Genomic DNA, 14089 nt, shown 5'->3' with positions numbered 1-14089 from the left:
GCCCGAGGAGGTGAGACCCATGAACGCAGTACCGATGTGGGTGCTCCCCCTTTCCGTCATGGCCGGGCGATTGACGTAGGTGTCGCCGGGAGCGCCACGCCAACCAGGCACTCCCGAAAGGCAACACCTGTGAATACTTCGCATTCCAGCCCTTCCAGCGCCCTGTACGACGTGATCATCGCCGGGTGCGGGCCGACCGGCGCGATGCTGGCCGCCGAGCTGCGGTTGCACGACGTGCGGGTCCTCGTCCTGGAGAAGGACACCGAGCCCGCGTCGTTCGTCCGCATCGTCGGGCTGCACATCCGCAGCCTTGAGCTGATGGCCATGCGAGGACTCCTGGACCGGCTCCTCGCACACGGAAGAAGGCGTCCGGCCGCGGGATTCTTCGCCGGCATCCCCAAGCCCGCGCCCCAGGGTCTCGATTCCGCCCACGCCTATCTGCTGGGCATCCCGCAGCCGGTCATCGTCCGTCTGCTCGAGGAGCACGCGGTCCAGCTCGGTGCGGAGGTCCGGCGAGGCTGTGCGGTGGCCGGTTTCGAGCAGGACGACGAGGGCGTGACCGTCGAGCTGGCCGGTGAGGGCGTGGCCGGTGAGCGGGTACGGGCGCGCTATCTCGTCGGCTGTGACGGCGGGCGCAGCACCGTACGCAAACTGCTCGGCGTCGCCTTCCCCGGTGAGCCCTCGCGGAACGAGACGCTGATGGGCGAGATGGAAGTGGGCGCGCCGCCGGAGGAGGTCGCCGCGAAGGTGCGGGAGATCGGCGAGACGAACAAGCGGTTCTGGCTGAGGCCCTTCGGCCAGGGGGCGTACAGCGTCGTCGTTCCCGCCGCGGGAGTCGCCGATCGCGCGGTGCCGCCGACGCTGGAGGACTTCAAGGAACGGCTGCGTGCCGTCGCCGGCACCGACTTCGGTGTGCACTCCCCGCGCTGGCTGTCCCGTTTCGGGGACGCCACCAGGCTGGCCGAGCGGTACCGGACCGGGCGGGTGCTGCTGGCCGGCGACGCGGCCCACATCCATCCGCCCACGGGTGGACAGGGCCTCAACCTGGGTGTGCAGGACGCGTTCAACCTCGGCTGGAAACTGGCCGCGCAGGTCCGCGGATGGGCCCCGGACACGCTGCTGGACACCTACCAGGCCGAACGCCACCCGGTCGCCGCCGACGTGCTGGACAACACCCGCGCCCAGATGGAACTGCACTCCCCCGAACCGGGCCCGCAGGCGCTGCGCCGGCTGCTCACCGAGCTGATGGACTTCGACGAGGTGAACCGCCACCTCATCGAGAAGATCGCCGCGACCGGCATCCGCTACGACCTCGGCGAAGGGCCCGGCCTCCTCGGCCGCCGACTGCCCGACATCGACGTGAAGCAGGGGCGCCTCTACGACCTGCTGCACCAGGGCCGCGGGCTGCTGCTGGACCGCACCCGGCGACTGAACGCCGACGGCTGGTCGGACCGGGTCGATCACCTCGCCGATCCCACCGCCGTACTGGACGCTCCCTGCGTCCTGCTGCGGCCCGACGGCCACGTCGCCTGGATCGGCGACGACCAGAAGGAGCTGGACGAGCACCTCGCCCGCTGGTTCGGCGAGCCGGCCGGCTGATCCCGTCGCGCGACAGCTCCCCCGGGTTTCCCGCGCACAGCGGGAAACCCGGGGGGCTGTCTCAGCCCTCCAGCACCGGCAGCAGTTCCGGCAGGTGCCCGTCCGAGGCCGCCGCGGCCGTGACGCGCTCGGCCGGCACCTCTCCGTACAGCGTCGTACGCGGCTTCGCCGGCCGGCCGGCCGCCTCGGCCACCGCGACCAGGTCCTGCACCGACTTGTACGAGCCGTAACTCGACCCGGCCATACGGGAGATGGTCTCCTCCATCAGCGTGCCGCCCAGGTCGTTGGCCCCCGAGCGGAGCATCTCCGCCGCACCCTCCGTGCCCAGCTTCACCCAGCTGGTCTGGATGTTGGTGATGTGCGGGTGGAGCAGGAGGCGGGCCATCGCCGTGACGGCCCGGTTGTCGCGGTCGGTGGGGCCGGGGCGGGCGATGCCGGCGAGGTAGACGGGCGCGTTGGTGTGGATGAAGGGGAGGGTGACGAACTCCGTGAACCCGCCCGTCTCCTGCTGGAGTCGGGCGAGCGTGCGCAGGTGGCCCAGCCAGTGGCGGGGCTGGTCGACATGGCCGTACATCATCGTGGAGGAGGAGCGCAGGCCCACCTCGTGGGCCGTCCTGATGACCTCCAGCCAGGTGGCCGTCGGCAGCTTGCCCTTGGTGAGGATCCAGCGGACCTCGTCGTCCAGGATCTCCGCCGCCGTGCCGGGGATCGAGTCCAGCCCGGCCTCCTTCGCGGCGAGCAGCCAGTCGCGGATCGACAGGCCGGTGCGGGTGGCCCCGTTGACGACCTCCATCGGTGAGAACGCGTGGACGTGCATGCCGGGTACGCGTTCCTTCACCGCCCGCGCGATGTCGAAGTACGCGGTGCCGGGCAGGTCCGGGTGGATGCCGCCCTGCATGCAGACCTCGACCGCGCCGACGTCCCATGCCTGTGCGGCACGGTCGGCGACCTGGTCGAGCGAAAGGGTGTACGCGTCGGCGTCGGTGCGGCGCTGGGCGAAGGCGCAGAAGCGGCAGCCGGTGTAGCAGACATTGGTGAAGTTGATGTTGCGCGTGACGATGTACGTGACGTCGTCACCGACGACGTCACGGCGCAGGGCGTCCGCGATCCGGCACAGCTCGTCCAGTGCCGGGCCGTCCGCGTGCAGCAGGGTGAGCGCCTGGGCGTCGGTGAGCCGCGTCGGGTCGGCGGCCGCCTGGCTGAGGGCGCCCTTCACATCGGTGTCGACGTGGGACGGGACCATACCGGGCACCGCGGCCTCGCGGAGCGCCTCCCAGTCCCCGTACACCTCGTCGAAGTCGTCGCGGCGGTCGCCGGTGCGGCCCTCCGTGTCGATGGTGCGGTGCAGATCGGTGCGGCCGGAGGCGTTGAAACCCTCGTCGGGTTCCTGCCAGGGCAGGCCGACCGGGAGCGCCCCCTCCTTCGCGAGCCCGGTCTCCGGGTCGGCCAGGGCGCGGACGTGCGGGAGGAGGCGGGGGTCGAGCCAGGGCTCGCCGCGCTGGATGAACTCGGGGTAGATGGTGAGCCGTTCGCGGAGCTGGAACCCCACGTCGGCGGTGCGGGCGGCGAGTTCGTCGATGTGCGGCCAGGGGCGCTCGGGGTTCACATGGTCCGGGGTGAGCGGGGAGACGCCGCCCCAGTCGTCGATCCCGGCGCCGACGATCAGCGCGTACTCCGCGTCGACGAGGTTCGGCGGGGCCTGGATGCGGGCGGACGGGCCGAGGATGTGGCGGGCGACGGCGATCGCGGCGGCGAGCTCCTCCAGCTCCGCGTCCGGCATCGCGCGCATCACCGTGTCGGGCTTGGCCCGGAAGTTCTGGATGATGACTTCCTGGATGCCGTGGTAGGCGCGGGCGGTCCTGCGCAGCTCGAAGAGGGAGTCGGCGCGCTCCTCGTACGACTCGCCGATGCCGATGAGGATGCCGGTGGTGAACGGGACGTTGGACCGGCCCGCGTCTTCGAGTACCCGCAGCCGCACGGCCGGTTCCTTGTCCGGGGAGCCGTGGTGCGGGCCGCCGGGCTCGGACCACAGGCGGGTCGCGGTCGTCTCCAGCATCATGCCCATGGACGGGGCGACGGGCTTGAGGCGCTGAAGGTCGGTCCAGGTCAGCACGCCCGGGTTGAGGTGCGGGAGGAGACCGGTCTCCTCGAGGACGCGGATCGCCATGGCGCGTACGTACGCGAGGGTATCGTCGTACCCCTCGGCCTCCAGCCACTCCCGGGCCTCGGGCCAGCGGTCCTCCGGACGGTCGCCCAGCGTGAACAGCGCCTCCTTGCATCCCATCGCCGCGCCCTCGCGGGCGATGGCGAGGACCTCGTCCGGGGACAGGAACATGCCGTGGCCCTCGCGCCGCAGCTTGCCGGGGACGGTGACGAAGGTGCAGTAGTGGCACTTGTCCCGGCAGAGCCGGGTCAGCGGAATGAAGACCTTGCGGGAGTACGTGATGACACCGGGCCGCCCCGCCGCCTCAAGACCCGCGTCCCGCACCCGGGCGGCGGAGGCGGCGAGATCCGTCAGATCGTCGCCGCGCGCCTGGAGAAGGACGGCCGCCTCGGCCACATCGAGGGCGACACCGTCTCTGGCACGCTTGAGGGCACGTCGCATGGAGTTGGTGGTGGGACGTCCGCGCTGAGGATCGGTCATGAGCCGAGCATACGAGCGGGGACCGGGCCGGTGACCGGCCGGATCTCCCGCACCTCCCTCGCGCCCCTTGTGCCTCGGCCGCGCGGGAGTCCTGGCCCCGTAGGCTCGGCCCGGTGATGGAAACGATCGTCTTCGACATCGGCGAGACACTCATCCGCGACGACCGCTACTGGGCGTCCTGGGCCAATTGGCTCGGCGTCCCGCCGCACACACTGAGTGCGCTGGCCGGGGCCGCGGTCGTCCAGGGCCGGGACAGCGCCGACGCGCTGACCATGCTGCGCCCCGACATGGACGTCACCGAGGCGTCCCTGGCCCGCGCCGCCGCCGGGCGCGGCGAGCACCTGGACGAGTCGGACCTCTATCCGGACGTGCGGCCGGCCCTGGCGGAACTGCGGTCGCTGGGCGTACGGGTCGTGGTCGCGGGCAACGGGACGGTGCGGGCCGGGGAACTGCTGCGGGCGCTCGACCTGCCGGCGGACCTGGTGGTCACCTCGGACGAGTGGGGCGTCGCCAAACCGGACCCGGAGTTCTTCGCCCGCGTCCTGGAGGCGTCCGGCGCGCACCCCCAGCAGACGCTGTACGTGGGTGACCACCCGGCGAACGACCTGTTCCCGGCCAAGTCCTCGGGCCTGCGGGCGGCCCACATCCGGCGGGGCGCGTGCGGGTACTGGTGGGCGGATCACCCGGACGTGGTGGAGACCGCCGACTTCCGCATCAACGCGCTGACGGAGCTGCCGGCCCTCCTGAACAAGACCCCGGACCCGCCACGGGTGAGGGCGCTGCGGGCGCTGTAGTGCTGGTGTCCCCTCGGCAGGCTCTGCCCCGACGGGCCGGTGGGGTCCGGCCCGTCGGTGGCGGTGCTCAGAGGTACGGGCGCTGGTCGGACTTTGACTTCACGTAGGCCTCGCGCGCGGTCCTCGTCTCCGGGGCCTCGGAGACCTCCGCCACCGGGACGTCCCACCAGGCTCCGGAGGACGGGGCCGGGGCCAGAGGGTCCGTTTCGATGTGGATCACCGTGCAGCGGTCGGACGCCCTGGCCTCGGCAAGGGCCTTGCGGAATTCGGCGATGCCGCTGACGCGCAGGACGTCCGCGCCCAGGCTCGCCGCGTTGGCCGCCAGGTCGACCGGCAGTTGGTCTCCCTCCAGCGCCCCGCTCTCCGCGTCGCGGTAGCGGTACCAGGTGCCGAAGCGGGGAGCGCCCACCGTTTCCGAGAGCGCGCCGATCGACGCGAAGCCGTGGTTCTGGACCAGGACCACGATGAGCTTGATCCCCTCGGAGACGGCCGTCAGCAGTTCCTGGGCCATCATCAGGTAGGAGCCGTCGCCCACCATGACGAAGACCTCGCGCTCGGGGGCGGCGAGTTTCACGCCGAGCCCGCCGGCGATCTCGTAACCCATGCAGGAGTACCCGTACTCGACGTGGTACTGCTTCGGGTCCGCCGGACGCCAGAGTTTGTGCAGGTCGCCGGGGAGCGAGCCGGCCGCGCAGACCACGACGCCGTCCTCGCCGGCCGCCTCGTTGACCGCTCCGACCACCTCGGACTGCGCGGGCTTCGGGGTGTGGCCCACGTGGTGGGCGGCGTCCACGACGGCGTCCCACTCGCGGACCAGTGCGGTGGTCCGTTCGCGGTGCTCCGGGGGGACCTGCCAGTCGGACAGCTCGGCCGTCAGGGCTTCCAGTGCGGTGCGGGCGTCGGCGACCATCGCCAGTCCGGCGTGCTTCACCGCGTCCAGCCGGGCGACGTTGATGTTGAGGAAGCGGACACCGGGGTCGGCGAACTGGGTGTGCGAGGCGGTGGTGAAGTCGCTGTACCGGGTGCCGATGCCGATCACCAGGTCCGCCTCCCGGGCCAGCGCGTCGGCCGCCGTCGTGCCGGTGTGCCCGATCGCGCCGGCCGAGGACGGGTGGCCGTGCCGGAGCGAGCCCTTGCCCGCCTGGGTCTCGGCGACCGGGATGGCGGTGGCCCGGGCGAACGCGTCCAGCGCCTCGGTGGCGCCCGCGTAGACGACCCCGCCGCCGGCCACGACGAGGGGGCGGCGGGCTGCCCGGATCATCCGGACGGCATCGGCCAGCACCTGGGCCTGCGGGGCCGGCCGGTCGATGCGCCACACGCGGTGGGCCAGGAACTCCTCGGGCCAGTCGTACGCCTCGGCCTGCACGTCCTGCGGCAGCGCGAGCGTCACCGCGCCGGTGTCCACCGGATCGGTGAGCGTGCGTACGGCCGCGAGGGCGGCGCCGATCAGCTGCTCGGGGCGGCCGATCCGGTCGAAGTAGCGGGAGACGGGCCGGAAGGCGTCGTTGACGGTCACATCGCCCGCCCACGGCATCTCCAGCTGCTGGAGCACCGGTTCGGCGACGCGCGTGGCGAAGGTGTCCCCGGGGAGCAGGAGCACCGGGAGCCGGTTGATGGTGGCTCCGGCGGCGGCGGTGATCATGTTGGTGGCCCCGGGGCCGACCGACGCGGTGCAGGCGAACGTCGAGAGGCGGTCGGTCATCCGGGCGTAGGCGGCGGCGGTGTGCACCATCGCCTGCTCGTTGCGTGCCTGGTAGTACGTCAGGTCGCGGTTCTCCCAGAGCGCCTGCCCCAGGCCCGCCACGTTGCCGTGCCCGAAGATGCCGAAGCAGCCCGCGAACAGGCGTCGGCTCTCGCCGTCCCGTTCGGTGTGCTGGGCGATCAGGAAACGCACCAGTGCCTGGGCGACGGTGAGCCGGATCATGCTGCTCCTTCCGTGGACGGTGTGGCCTCAGTGGAGTTCCACGTGTCGCGGATCCAGGCGTGTGCCGGGTCGTCGGTGATCCGCCAGGCCCGCTCGTCGTGCGGGCCGGCCATCACGTTGAGGTAGTACATCGGGTAGCCGGGCAGCGCGGCCGAGGGGCCGTGCCAGCCGTCCGGTACCAGCACGACGTCACCGGTGCGAACCTCGGCGCTCTCGCCGGCGGGGCCTGGCGGGCTGCCGCCGAGCCGGTGCTGGCCGAAGCCGCCGCGGCCGATCTCGAAGTAGTAGATCTCCTCCAGCTCCGACTCGGTCGCGGTGTGCTCGTCGTGCTTGTGCGGCGGATAGCTGGACCAGTTGCCGTCCGGGGTGATGACCTCGACGACGATCAGCCGGTCGCAGGTGAAGCCGTCGGCGCTGGCCAGGTTGTTGACCTGGCGCCGGCAGGAGCCCGCGCCGCGCGTCTCGACGGGCACCGCGTCGGCCGGGCCCCGGCGGAACGGCAGGTCCCGCCGGGCGGTGCCGCTCGCCAGCGCGAAGCGGCCGCCGCCGGGGCTGCTGAGGACGGCCTCGCTGCGCCGGGGGACGTACGCGAAGTCGCTCACGCCCTCGAAGACACCGGGACGGCCGGCCAGGGTGAACTCCTCGGCGCCGCAGCGCACGGAGCAGGACCCGGACAGGGGGACCACGATCACCTCGCGTTCCTGCGTACCGAAGGACTGCGAGCCGCCGGGATCCAGCTCCAGGACTCTGAGTCCCGTGTGCCGCATGCCGGTGTCCACGGACCAGGGGCCGTGTCCGGTGCTGCCCGCGGGCTGGTGGCCGTCCATGGCGTCTCCTCTCACAGCAGGCCGACGGCGGTGTCGACCGCGGCGGCCACGTCGTCGTCGGGCGGGTAGAGCAGCGAGCGGCCGGCGACCAGGCCGCGCACGGTGGGGAGCCGGAGCGCCTTCTCCCAGGAGGCGTACGTGTCGTCGGGGCTGCCCGGAGGGTCTCCCCCGAGCAGCAGCGCGGGAAGCGTCGACGCCTCCATCACCATCTCCATGTTCTCCACCACCGGCACCTTCAGCCAGGTGTACGCGGAGGTGCGGCCGAGCCCCTGGGCGATGGCCAGCGCCCGGACCATGGACGCGGGCCGCAGGTCGTTGACCGCTCGCCCGTCCGGCAGGCGCTCGACCCAGAAGGGTTCGACCAGGGCCGGCAGTCTGCGGTCGGCGAGCGCGGAGACGGCGCCCGCGCACCCCGCCAGGGTGGAGGCGGTGGCGGGGTCGGACGGGTCGATGCGGAGCAGCATCTTCCCGGCGTTGAAGCCCATCTCCTGAATCGAGGCCGCGTCGTAGGCGGTGAAGCGGTCGTCGATCTCGAACGCGGTCCCGGGCACGCCGCCGCGGTTCATGGAGCCGATGACGACCTTGTCGTCCAGGGCGCCGAGCAGCAGCAGGTCCTCCAGCACGTCGGGGGTGCCGAGCACACCGTCCACCCCCGGGCGTTCGAGGGCGGTGAGCAGGCGGTCGAGCAGTCCGACACGGTTCGCCATGGCATCGGCCCGGCCGCGTACGGCGAGGGCGCCGCGGGCCGGATGGTCGGCGGCGACCAGCATCAGCCGGCCGGACGGCTGGACCATCGGGCGCCTGCGGCGTCGCTGCGCCGCCTCGGCGATCGCCTCGGGCCGCTGGGCCCGGGTCTCCATCAGGGTCTGCAGCACTCCGTCACGCATGCGGTGCCGCTTCCTGGGAGTGGGCGTGTTCCATCATGTTCTCCACCTGGGGGGTAGTCGGCATGTCGGGGGCGCAGAAGAGCCGCCCCGCGACGTAGGCGCCTGCGGCGTTGGCGAAGCGGAGGGTCTGCTCGAGGGGCCAGCCCGCGAGCAGGCCGTGGCACAGGGCGCCGCCGAAGGCGTCGCCCGCTCCGAGGCCGTTGACGACCTGGACGGGGTGGGGGGCGACCACGACCCGTTCCTTGGCGGTGCGTGCCAGCACCCCCGCGGGTCCTTGTTTGACCACGGCGAGTTCGATGCCGGTGGCCAGCAGGGCGTCGGCCGCGGCGTCCGGGTCGCGTTCGCCGACGGCCGCCTCGCACTCGTCGAGGTTGCCGACGGCCACGGTGGCTCCGGCGAGGGCGGCCCGCAGCGCGGGTCCCGCGGCCTGCGGCGAGGGCCAGAGCCGGGGCCGGTAGTCGAGGTCGAGGACGGTGATGCCCGAGCGGTCGCGGGCGGTGAGGGCGGCGAGATGGGCGGCCGCGCTGGGTTCGGCGGAGAGCCCCGTGCCGGTGATCCAGAGCAGTCCGGCCGCGCGCACCTCGTCCGGGTCGATTTCCTCGGGGTGGATCCGCAGGTCCGGGGTGCCGGGCGGGCGGTAGAACCAGATGGGGAAGTCGTCGGGCGGGAAGACCTCGCAGAAGGTGACCGGGGTCGGGGGTCCGGCGACGGGGCGGACCCGGGCGGCGTCGACTCCGTAACGGCCCAGCTCGGCCCGGAGGTAGTCGCCGAAGGGGTCCTGTCCGGTGCGGCTGATCAGGGCGGTGCGGCGACCGTGCCGGGCGGCGGCGACCGCGACGTTGGCGGCGCTGCCGCCCAGGTGCTTTCCGAAGGTCTCGACGTCGGCGAGGCCCACCCCCTGCTGGAGCGGGTACAGGTCCACACCGAGCCGCCCCATGACGAGCACCTCGGGCGCGGGAGTCGCGGCGGTCACGACGTCACCTTGCGCAGATGGGCCAGGGACGTCACGACGTCGGCCAACGGGCCCTCACCGGCGGCGGGTTCGGCGTCGAGGACGGTGTCCTGTTCGAGGACGTACCACCCGGTGTAGCCGGCCGCGTCCAGAGCCGCGGTGATCGCGGCGATGTCCACGTCGCCCTGGCCGAGCGGCTGGTAGAGGCCGGTGCGGACGGCTTCCGTGTACGTGAGTTCCCCGGCCCGTACGCGGGCGGCGAGCGCCGCGTCGACGTCCTTGAGGTGGACGTGGGCGATGCGGTCGGCGGCCCGGCGGGCCAGGTCCACGGGGTCGCTTCCGCCGGCCAGCAGGTGGCCGGTGTCCAGGCAGAGGGGGACGGTGCTGCCGGTGAGGACGCGCTCGACCTCGTCCGGGCCCTCCACCATCGTGCCGATGTGCGGGTGCAGGGTGGCGGTGATGCCCTCCGTCGCCGCATGGGCGGCGATGCGGTCGAGGTTGGTCAGCAGCGCGTCCCATTGCCGTGCGGACAGTTCGGGGCGGGCGTCGTAGCCGTCGGACCCGGTCGCGGCGGCCAGGACCAGGGTCCGGGCGGACCCGAACCCGGCCAGGGCGCGGCGGACCTCGGGCAGCGGGTCGCGCTCGGGGTCGTGCAGGACGACGGGGACGAATCCGCCGACGGCGGCGAGCCCATGCCCGGCGAGCAGTTCCGCGCGGGCGCCCGGGTCCTGCGGCAGGAAGCCCTCGGGCCCGAACTCGGTGGCGGCGAGACCGGCGGCTGCCATCTCCTCCAGCACCCGCTCCGGGTCCATCTGGTGTCCCCAGCCGGGGACTTCGCACACACCCCAGGAAATGGGCGCTCCGGCGACGCGGATCATCGGCCCGCCTCCTCTACTCGTACGGGTCGGCCGGTACGGCACGACAGGTCGGCGGCCTCGGCGACCAGCAGGGCGGCCAGCGCGTCGTCCCCAGTGCAGGGGCTCGGCCGGCTGCCCGCGGCCACCTCGGTGAAGGCGGTCAGCTCGGCGACGTACGCCTCCCGGAAGCGGCCGAGGAACCCGTCGTGCGATACGGCTCCGGGCTGTGGTCCGCCGACGGTGAAGCGCAGGGGGGCGTGCGGGTCGAGGCCGGTGGCCAGGGTGCCGGTGGAGCCGGCCACCTCCATCCGCACGTCGTAACCGGCGCCGTTGTAACGGGTCGCGGTGCACGTCACGAGGGTGCCGTCGTCGAGGGTGAGGACGGTGACGGCGGTATCGACGTCGCCTGCGGCGGTGAAGCAGGGGTCGCCCCGGTTGGCGCCGGTGGCGCTGACCTCGACGACCTCGCGGCCGGTGACCCAGCGCACGATGTCGAAGTCGTGCACGGCGCAGTCGCGGAAGATGCCGCCCGACGCGGGCAGGTATCCGGCCGGCGGCGGCGCCGGGTCGGCGGTGCAGGCCCGGATGGTGTGGAGCCAGCCCAGTTCACCGGCGGTGACCGCGTCGCGCAGCTCGGTGTAACCGGCGTCGAAGCGGCGCTGGAAGCCGACCTGGAGCGGGACGCCGGTGCCGTCGAGCTCGGCCAGCAGGGTGCGGGTCTCCTCGAGGGTGCCGGCGATCGGCTTCTCGCAGAAGACGGGCACTCCGGCGCGGGCCGCGGCCCGTACGAGGTCCGCGTGGAAGGCGGTGGGAGCGGCGATCACGACCCCGTCCAGGCCGGAGCCCAGCAGTCCGTCGAGGTCGGGGGCGTGCTCGGCACCGAGTTTGACGGCCAGTTCGTGTGCCTGGCGTCTCTGAGCGTCGTGGAGGACGACCCGCGTGACGGCGGGGAGTCCGATCAGGGTCTCGGCGTGGAACGTGCCGATCCGGCCGGTACCGATGAGTCCGATGCGCATGCGCAAATGCCTCCGGTTCGAGGAGGAGTGGATGCCTGTCCCTGATTTGTATCCCCGGCACTCACAGCGAGTCAAGCATTTGTTCTGACATATATACGTACAGAGCTTGAGTCGAACTGTGCGGCATACTGAACGCCTGGTTCTACGCATCGAGGAGTCCCGATGGAATCGATCACCAGGCTCATAAGCATCGACCGCAGCAGTCCCGTACCGCTGTACTTCCAGGTCGCGCAGCAGCTCCAACAACTCATCGAATCCGGCACGCTGGCGCCCGGCACCCGGCTGGAGAACGAGATCGCCCTGGCGGACAAGTTCGGCCTCTCCCGCCCGACGATGCGTCAGGCCATGCAGCACCTCGTCGACAAGGGGCTCCTCGCACGCAAGCGCGGTGTGGGCACCCAGGTGGTCAACAACCGGGTGCGCAGGCAGGTCGAGCTGACCAGCCTCTTCGAGGACCTCAAGCGGGACGACCGCCGGCCGCGCACCGAGGTGCTGTCCATGGAGACCGTGCCCGCCGTGGGCACCGTCGCGGCCGCGCTCGAACTCGAACCCGGCACGCCGACCGTGTTCCTGCGCAGGCTGCGGTACGCCGACGACGAACCGATCGCCGTCATGCAGAACCACCTCCCGGCCGACCTGCTGACCCTGACCGAGGACGAGCTGACCGAGTTCGGGCTCTACGAACTGCTCAAGCGGGCCGGCATCTCCCTGCGCACCGCCCGTCAGAACATCGGGGCCCGCAAGGCCACGGCGGCGGAGGCGCGCCTGCTGGACGAGGGCCGCAACGGCACCCTGCTGACCATGGAGCGTACGGTCCAGGGCGATTCGGGGCGTCCGGTGGAGTTCGGGTCCCACCTCTACCGGGCGTCCCGGTACTCCTTCGAGATGACGCTGACCGCGCACTGAACGGCCGGCGGGCGGCCCCGGGGACCGCCCGCCCTCCGGTCAGTGACTGCGCTTGAGCATGGCGTCCGACAGGGCGGCCACGGACTCCCCCAGGCGCAGCCCCACGACGTCCAGCCGGCGCAGCAGTTCGCGCCGGGTGAGGGTCTCGGTGCCGACCTCCTGGCGCAGCAGTTCGGCCATCGCCAACTGGTAGTGCCTGCGCACCTGTCCGGCGGCCTTGCGGGCCGCCTCGGTGGCCGCGTCTACTTCTCCCGGCCGGTCCGAGAGCCCCTGGACCGCGCCGCGCAGCATCGCCAGGCCCTCGGCGACTCCGGCCAGCGCGGGCAGGTCCGCGGGCTCGCCCTCGGCGCCGTACAGATCGGTCTCACGCACCAGGTCGCGGAGGTTGTCCAGGACGTCGTCGACGCTGCGGGAGAAGCGGTAGAGGTCCTCCCGGTCGATGGGCGTGGTCAGGGCGACGGCGAGTTCGGCGACCAGTCCGGCCCGGCCGGTGTCGCCCCGGTGCTCGACGTCGACCATGGCCTCGCGGGCCTCGGCGGGCGTGAGCGTGCCCTCGGACATCGCGGACGCCAGCCCCACCCCCTCGATGGCGGCGTCGAGCTGGGCGGCCAGCAGGTCGGTCAGCTGGTGGTGCGAGCGGCCGGTGAGGTCGTGGACGATTCTGCGGAAGGTCATGCGGTCACTCCTCGGGCGAGTAGGCCGGCCAGCAGGCCGGCCGCGTAGGCGGCGGGCAGGGTCACTCCCCAGGCGGTGACCAGGGGGACGGCGAACTGCCAGCGCACCCGGCGGCCCCCCTCGCTGGCCCCCGCACCCACCAGTCCGCCGATCACCGTCTGCGTCATGCTCACGGGCGCGCCCAGGGCGGCGCTGGAGAGCACCGTGGCGGAGGAGGCCATCTCGGCGGAGGCGACCTGCCAGGGGCGGGCGGCCAGCAGCCGGACGGACGCCCCGCCGGACACCCTGCGCAGGCTGAGGACCGTCCCCGCCGCGAAGACCACCGCCACCGCCAGCGCCGGTACGAGGCCGGGCGGCGTGTCCAGGCTGCCGCTGACGTGGCCGGCCGACGCCACGGCCGCGACGGCGAACATCTTCTGGCCGTCGTTGGCCGCGTACGCCAGGCACTGGCAGCCGAAGGCGGCCAGATGCGCTCCGTGCACCAGGCGCGGCATCCCGGGCGTCGTCGGCATCCGGCGGGCACCGCGCCCCAGGGCGAACCCGGCGGCCGCGCCGATCAGCGGGGCCGCGGCGGCGATCCCCAGCACCAGGCCGAGCCGGGCCCACTGCGGCCGTTCACCCAGTCCGGAGCCGGCGCCGGCCAGCCCGCCGAGGACGGCCAGCGTGATCGAGGTGGGGATGCCGCGCCAGGTGAGGAGCAGGACGAGCACGAGGGCGGCGGCGGCTCCGCACAGGAAGATGAGCGCGGGATGCCCGGCGTCGCCGGGGATCAGCCCTTCGGTGAAGGTGCGGGCCACCCGCACCCCGAACAGGGCGGGCCCGAGCGCCACCGCGGCGGTCAGCGTCAGCAGCACGGGAACGGCCGAACCGCTGCTGTGGCGTACGGCCATGGCGAGCAGCGAGGCGCCGTCGTTGGCGCCGCAGACGAGGACGAAGGCCAGGGCGGTGATGATGAGCGCGATGGTGGTGGTCAAGGAAGGTGCTACCTCACGTGGAGGGGGCGGCGCG

The 14089-nt window shown here is 72.8% G+C and carries 12 protein-coding genes; 3 read left to right on the top strand and 9 right to left on the bottom strand.

What is annotated here, in order from left to right; translation table 11 throughout:
• Positions 1-129: 129 nt before the first annotated feature.
• A complete protein-coding gene (gene rox, locus ABTX18_RS20620; protein ID WP_352124152.1) occupies positions 130-1599 on the top strand; it encodes a rifampin monooxygenase in 1470 nt (489 codons plus the stop codon).
• 61 nt (positions 1600-1660) lie between these two features.
• On the opposite strand, the gene ABTX18_RS20615 is transcribed toward rox, so the two are convergent.
• On the bottom strand, positions 1661-4243 hold the full coding sequence (locus ABTX18_RS20615; RefSeq protein ID WP_352124151.1) for a bifunctional FO biosynthesis protein CofGH: 2583 nt from the start codon (positions 4241-4243) through the stop codon (positions 1661-1663).
• 116 nt (positions 4244-4359) lie between these two features.
• Here ABTX18_RS20615 and ABTX18_RS20610 point away from each other — a divergent pair, with 116 nt between their 5' ends.
• Positions 4360-5037, top strand: coding sequence for an HAD family hydrolase (locus ABTX18_RS20610; RefSeq protein WP_352124453.1), 678 nt, complete (start codon positions 4360-4362; stop codon positions 5035-5037).
• A 67-nt stretch (positions 5038-5104) separates the two neighbouring features.
• Here the strand turns inward: ABTX18_RS20610 and iolD are convergent, their stop codons facing one another.
• The 6 genes from iolD to ABTX18_RS20580 are packed head-to-tail and all read right to left on the bottom strand — an operon-like array spanning position 5105 to position 11500.
• Complete coding sequence (iolD, locus tag ABTX18_RS20605; RefSeq protein ID WP_352124150.1) at positions 5105-6961, bottom strand: 3D-(3,5/4)-trihydroxycyclohexane-1,2-dione acylhydrolase (decyclizing); 1857 nt, start codon at positions 6959-6961, stop codon at positions 5105-5107.
• Positions 6958-7788, bottom strand: coding sequence for a 5-deoxy-glucuronate isomerase (gene iolB, locus ABTX18_RS20600; protein WP_352124149.1), 831 nt, complete (start codon positions 7786-7788; stop codon positions 6958-6960). Before iolB ends, iolD begins: the two co-directional genes overlap by 4 nt.
• A gap of 11 nt (positions 7789-7799) precedes the next feature.
• A complete protein-coding gene (locus tag ABTX18_RS20595; RefSeq protein WP_352124148.1) occupies positions 7800-8675 on the bottom strand; it encodes a Cgl0159 family (beta/alpha)8-fold protein in 876 nt (291 codons plus the stop codon).
• On the bottom strand, positions 8668-9612 hold the full coding sequence (iolC, locus tag ABTX18_RS20590; protein ID WP_352124452.1) for a 5-dehydro-2-deoxygluconokinase: 945 nt from the start codon (positions 9610-9612) through the stop codon (positions 8668-8670). Before iolC ends, ABTX18_RS20595 begins: the two co-directional genes overlap by 8 nt.
• A gap of 32 nt (positions 9613-9644) precedes the next feature.
• Complete coding sequence (locus ABTX18_RS20585) at positions 9645-10505, bottom strand: TIM barrel protein (RefSeq protein ID WP_503061175.1); 861 nt, start codon at positions 10503-10505, stop codon at positions 9645-9647.
• The gene (locus tag ABTX18_RS20580; protein ID WP_352124147.1) at positions 10502-11500 is read right to left on the bottom strand and encodes a Gfo/Idh/MocA family protein; all 999 of its coding nucleotides are present in this window, start codon (positions 11498-11500) and stop codon (positions 10502-10504) included. The genes ABTX18_RS20585 and ABTX18_RS20580 overlap by 4 nt, the downstream gene beginning before the upstream one ends.
• 162 nt (positions 11501-11662) lie before the next feature.
• Between ABTX18_RS20580 and ABTX18_RS20575 the strand changes: the two genes are divergently transcribed.
• A complete protein-coding gene (locus ABTX18_RS20575; protein WP_352124146.1) occupies positions 11663-12406 on the top strand; it encodes a GntR family transcriptional regulator in 744 nt (247 codons plus the stop codon).
• 39 nt (positions 12407-12445) lie between these two features.
• Here the strand turns inward: ABTX18_RS20575 and ABTX18_RS20570 are convergent, their stop codons facing one another.
• Positions 12446-13081 carry a DUF47 domain-containing protein gene (locus ABTX18_RS20570; protein ID WP_352124145.1) on the bottom strand — a complete coding sequence of 212 codons (636 nt, stop codon included), beginning with the start codon at positions 13079-13081 and terminating at the stop codon, positions 12446-12448.
• Complete coding sequence (locus ABTX18_RS20565) at positions 13078-14055, bottom strand: inorganic phosphate transporter (RefSeq protein ID WP_352124144.1); 978 nt, start codon at positions 14053-14055, stop codon at positions 13078-13080. Before ABTX18_RS20565 ends, ABTX18_RS20570 begins: the two co-directional genes overlap by 4 nt.
• Between the last annotated feature and the right edge of the window lie 34 nt (positions 14056-14089).

Source organism: Streptomyces sp. NPDC096323 (assembly GCF_040302845.1).
GTDB lineage: Bacteria > Actinomycetota > Actinomycetes > Streptomycetales > Streptomycetaceae > Streptomyces.
The sequence above is the reverse complement of the archived record's forward strand: the minus strand, read 5'-3'. Positions and strand labels throughout refer to the sequence as shown.

Excerpts from the sequence above, each read along its gene's own strand:
- ABTX18_RS20615 (WP_352124151.1), bottom strand. The coding sequence starts at position 4,243 with ATGACCGATCCTCAGCGCGGACGTCCCACCACCAACTCCATGCGACGT.
- ABTX18_RS20610 (WP_352124453.1), top strand. The coding sequence starts at position 4,360 with ATGGAAACGATCGTCTTCGACATCGGCGAGACACTCATCCGCGACGAC.
- ABTX18_RS20585 (WP_503061175.1), bottom strand. The coding sequence starts at position 10,505 with ATGATCCGCGTCGCCGGAGCGCCCATTTCCTGGGGTGTGTGCGAAGTC.
- ABTX18_RS20570 (WP_352124145.1), bottom strand. The coding sequence starts at position 13,081 with ATGACCTTCCGCAGAATCGTCCACGACCTCACCGGCCGCTCGCACCAC.
- iolB (WP_352124149.1), bottom strand. The coding sequence starts at position 7,788 with ATGGACGGCCACCAGCCCGCGGGCAGCACCGGACACGGCCCCTGGTCC.
- ABTX18_RS20580 (WP_352124147.1), bottom strand. The coding sequence starts at position 11,500 with ATGCGCATCGGACTCATCGGTACCGGCCGGATCGGCACGTTCCACGCC.
- iolD (WP_352124150.1), bottom strand. The coding sequence starts at position 6,961 with ATGATCCGGCTCACCGTCGCCCAGGCACTGGTGCGTTTCCTGATCGCC.
- ABTX18_RS20595 (WP_352124148.1), bottom strand. The coding sequence starts at position 8,675 with ATGCGTGACGGAGTGCTGCAGACCCTGATGGAGACCCGGGCCCAGCGG.
- iolC (WP_352124452.1), bottom strand. The coding sequence starts at position 9,612 with ATGGGGCGGCTCGGTGTGGACCTGTACCCGCTCCAGCAGGGGGTGGGC.
- ABTX18_RS20575 (WP_352124146.1), top strand. The coding sequence starts at position 11,663 with ATGGAATCGATCACCAGGCTCATAAGCATCGACCGCAGCAGTCCCGTA.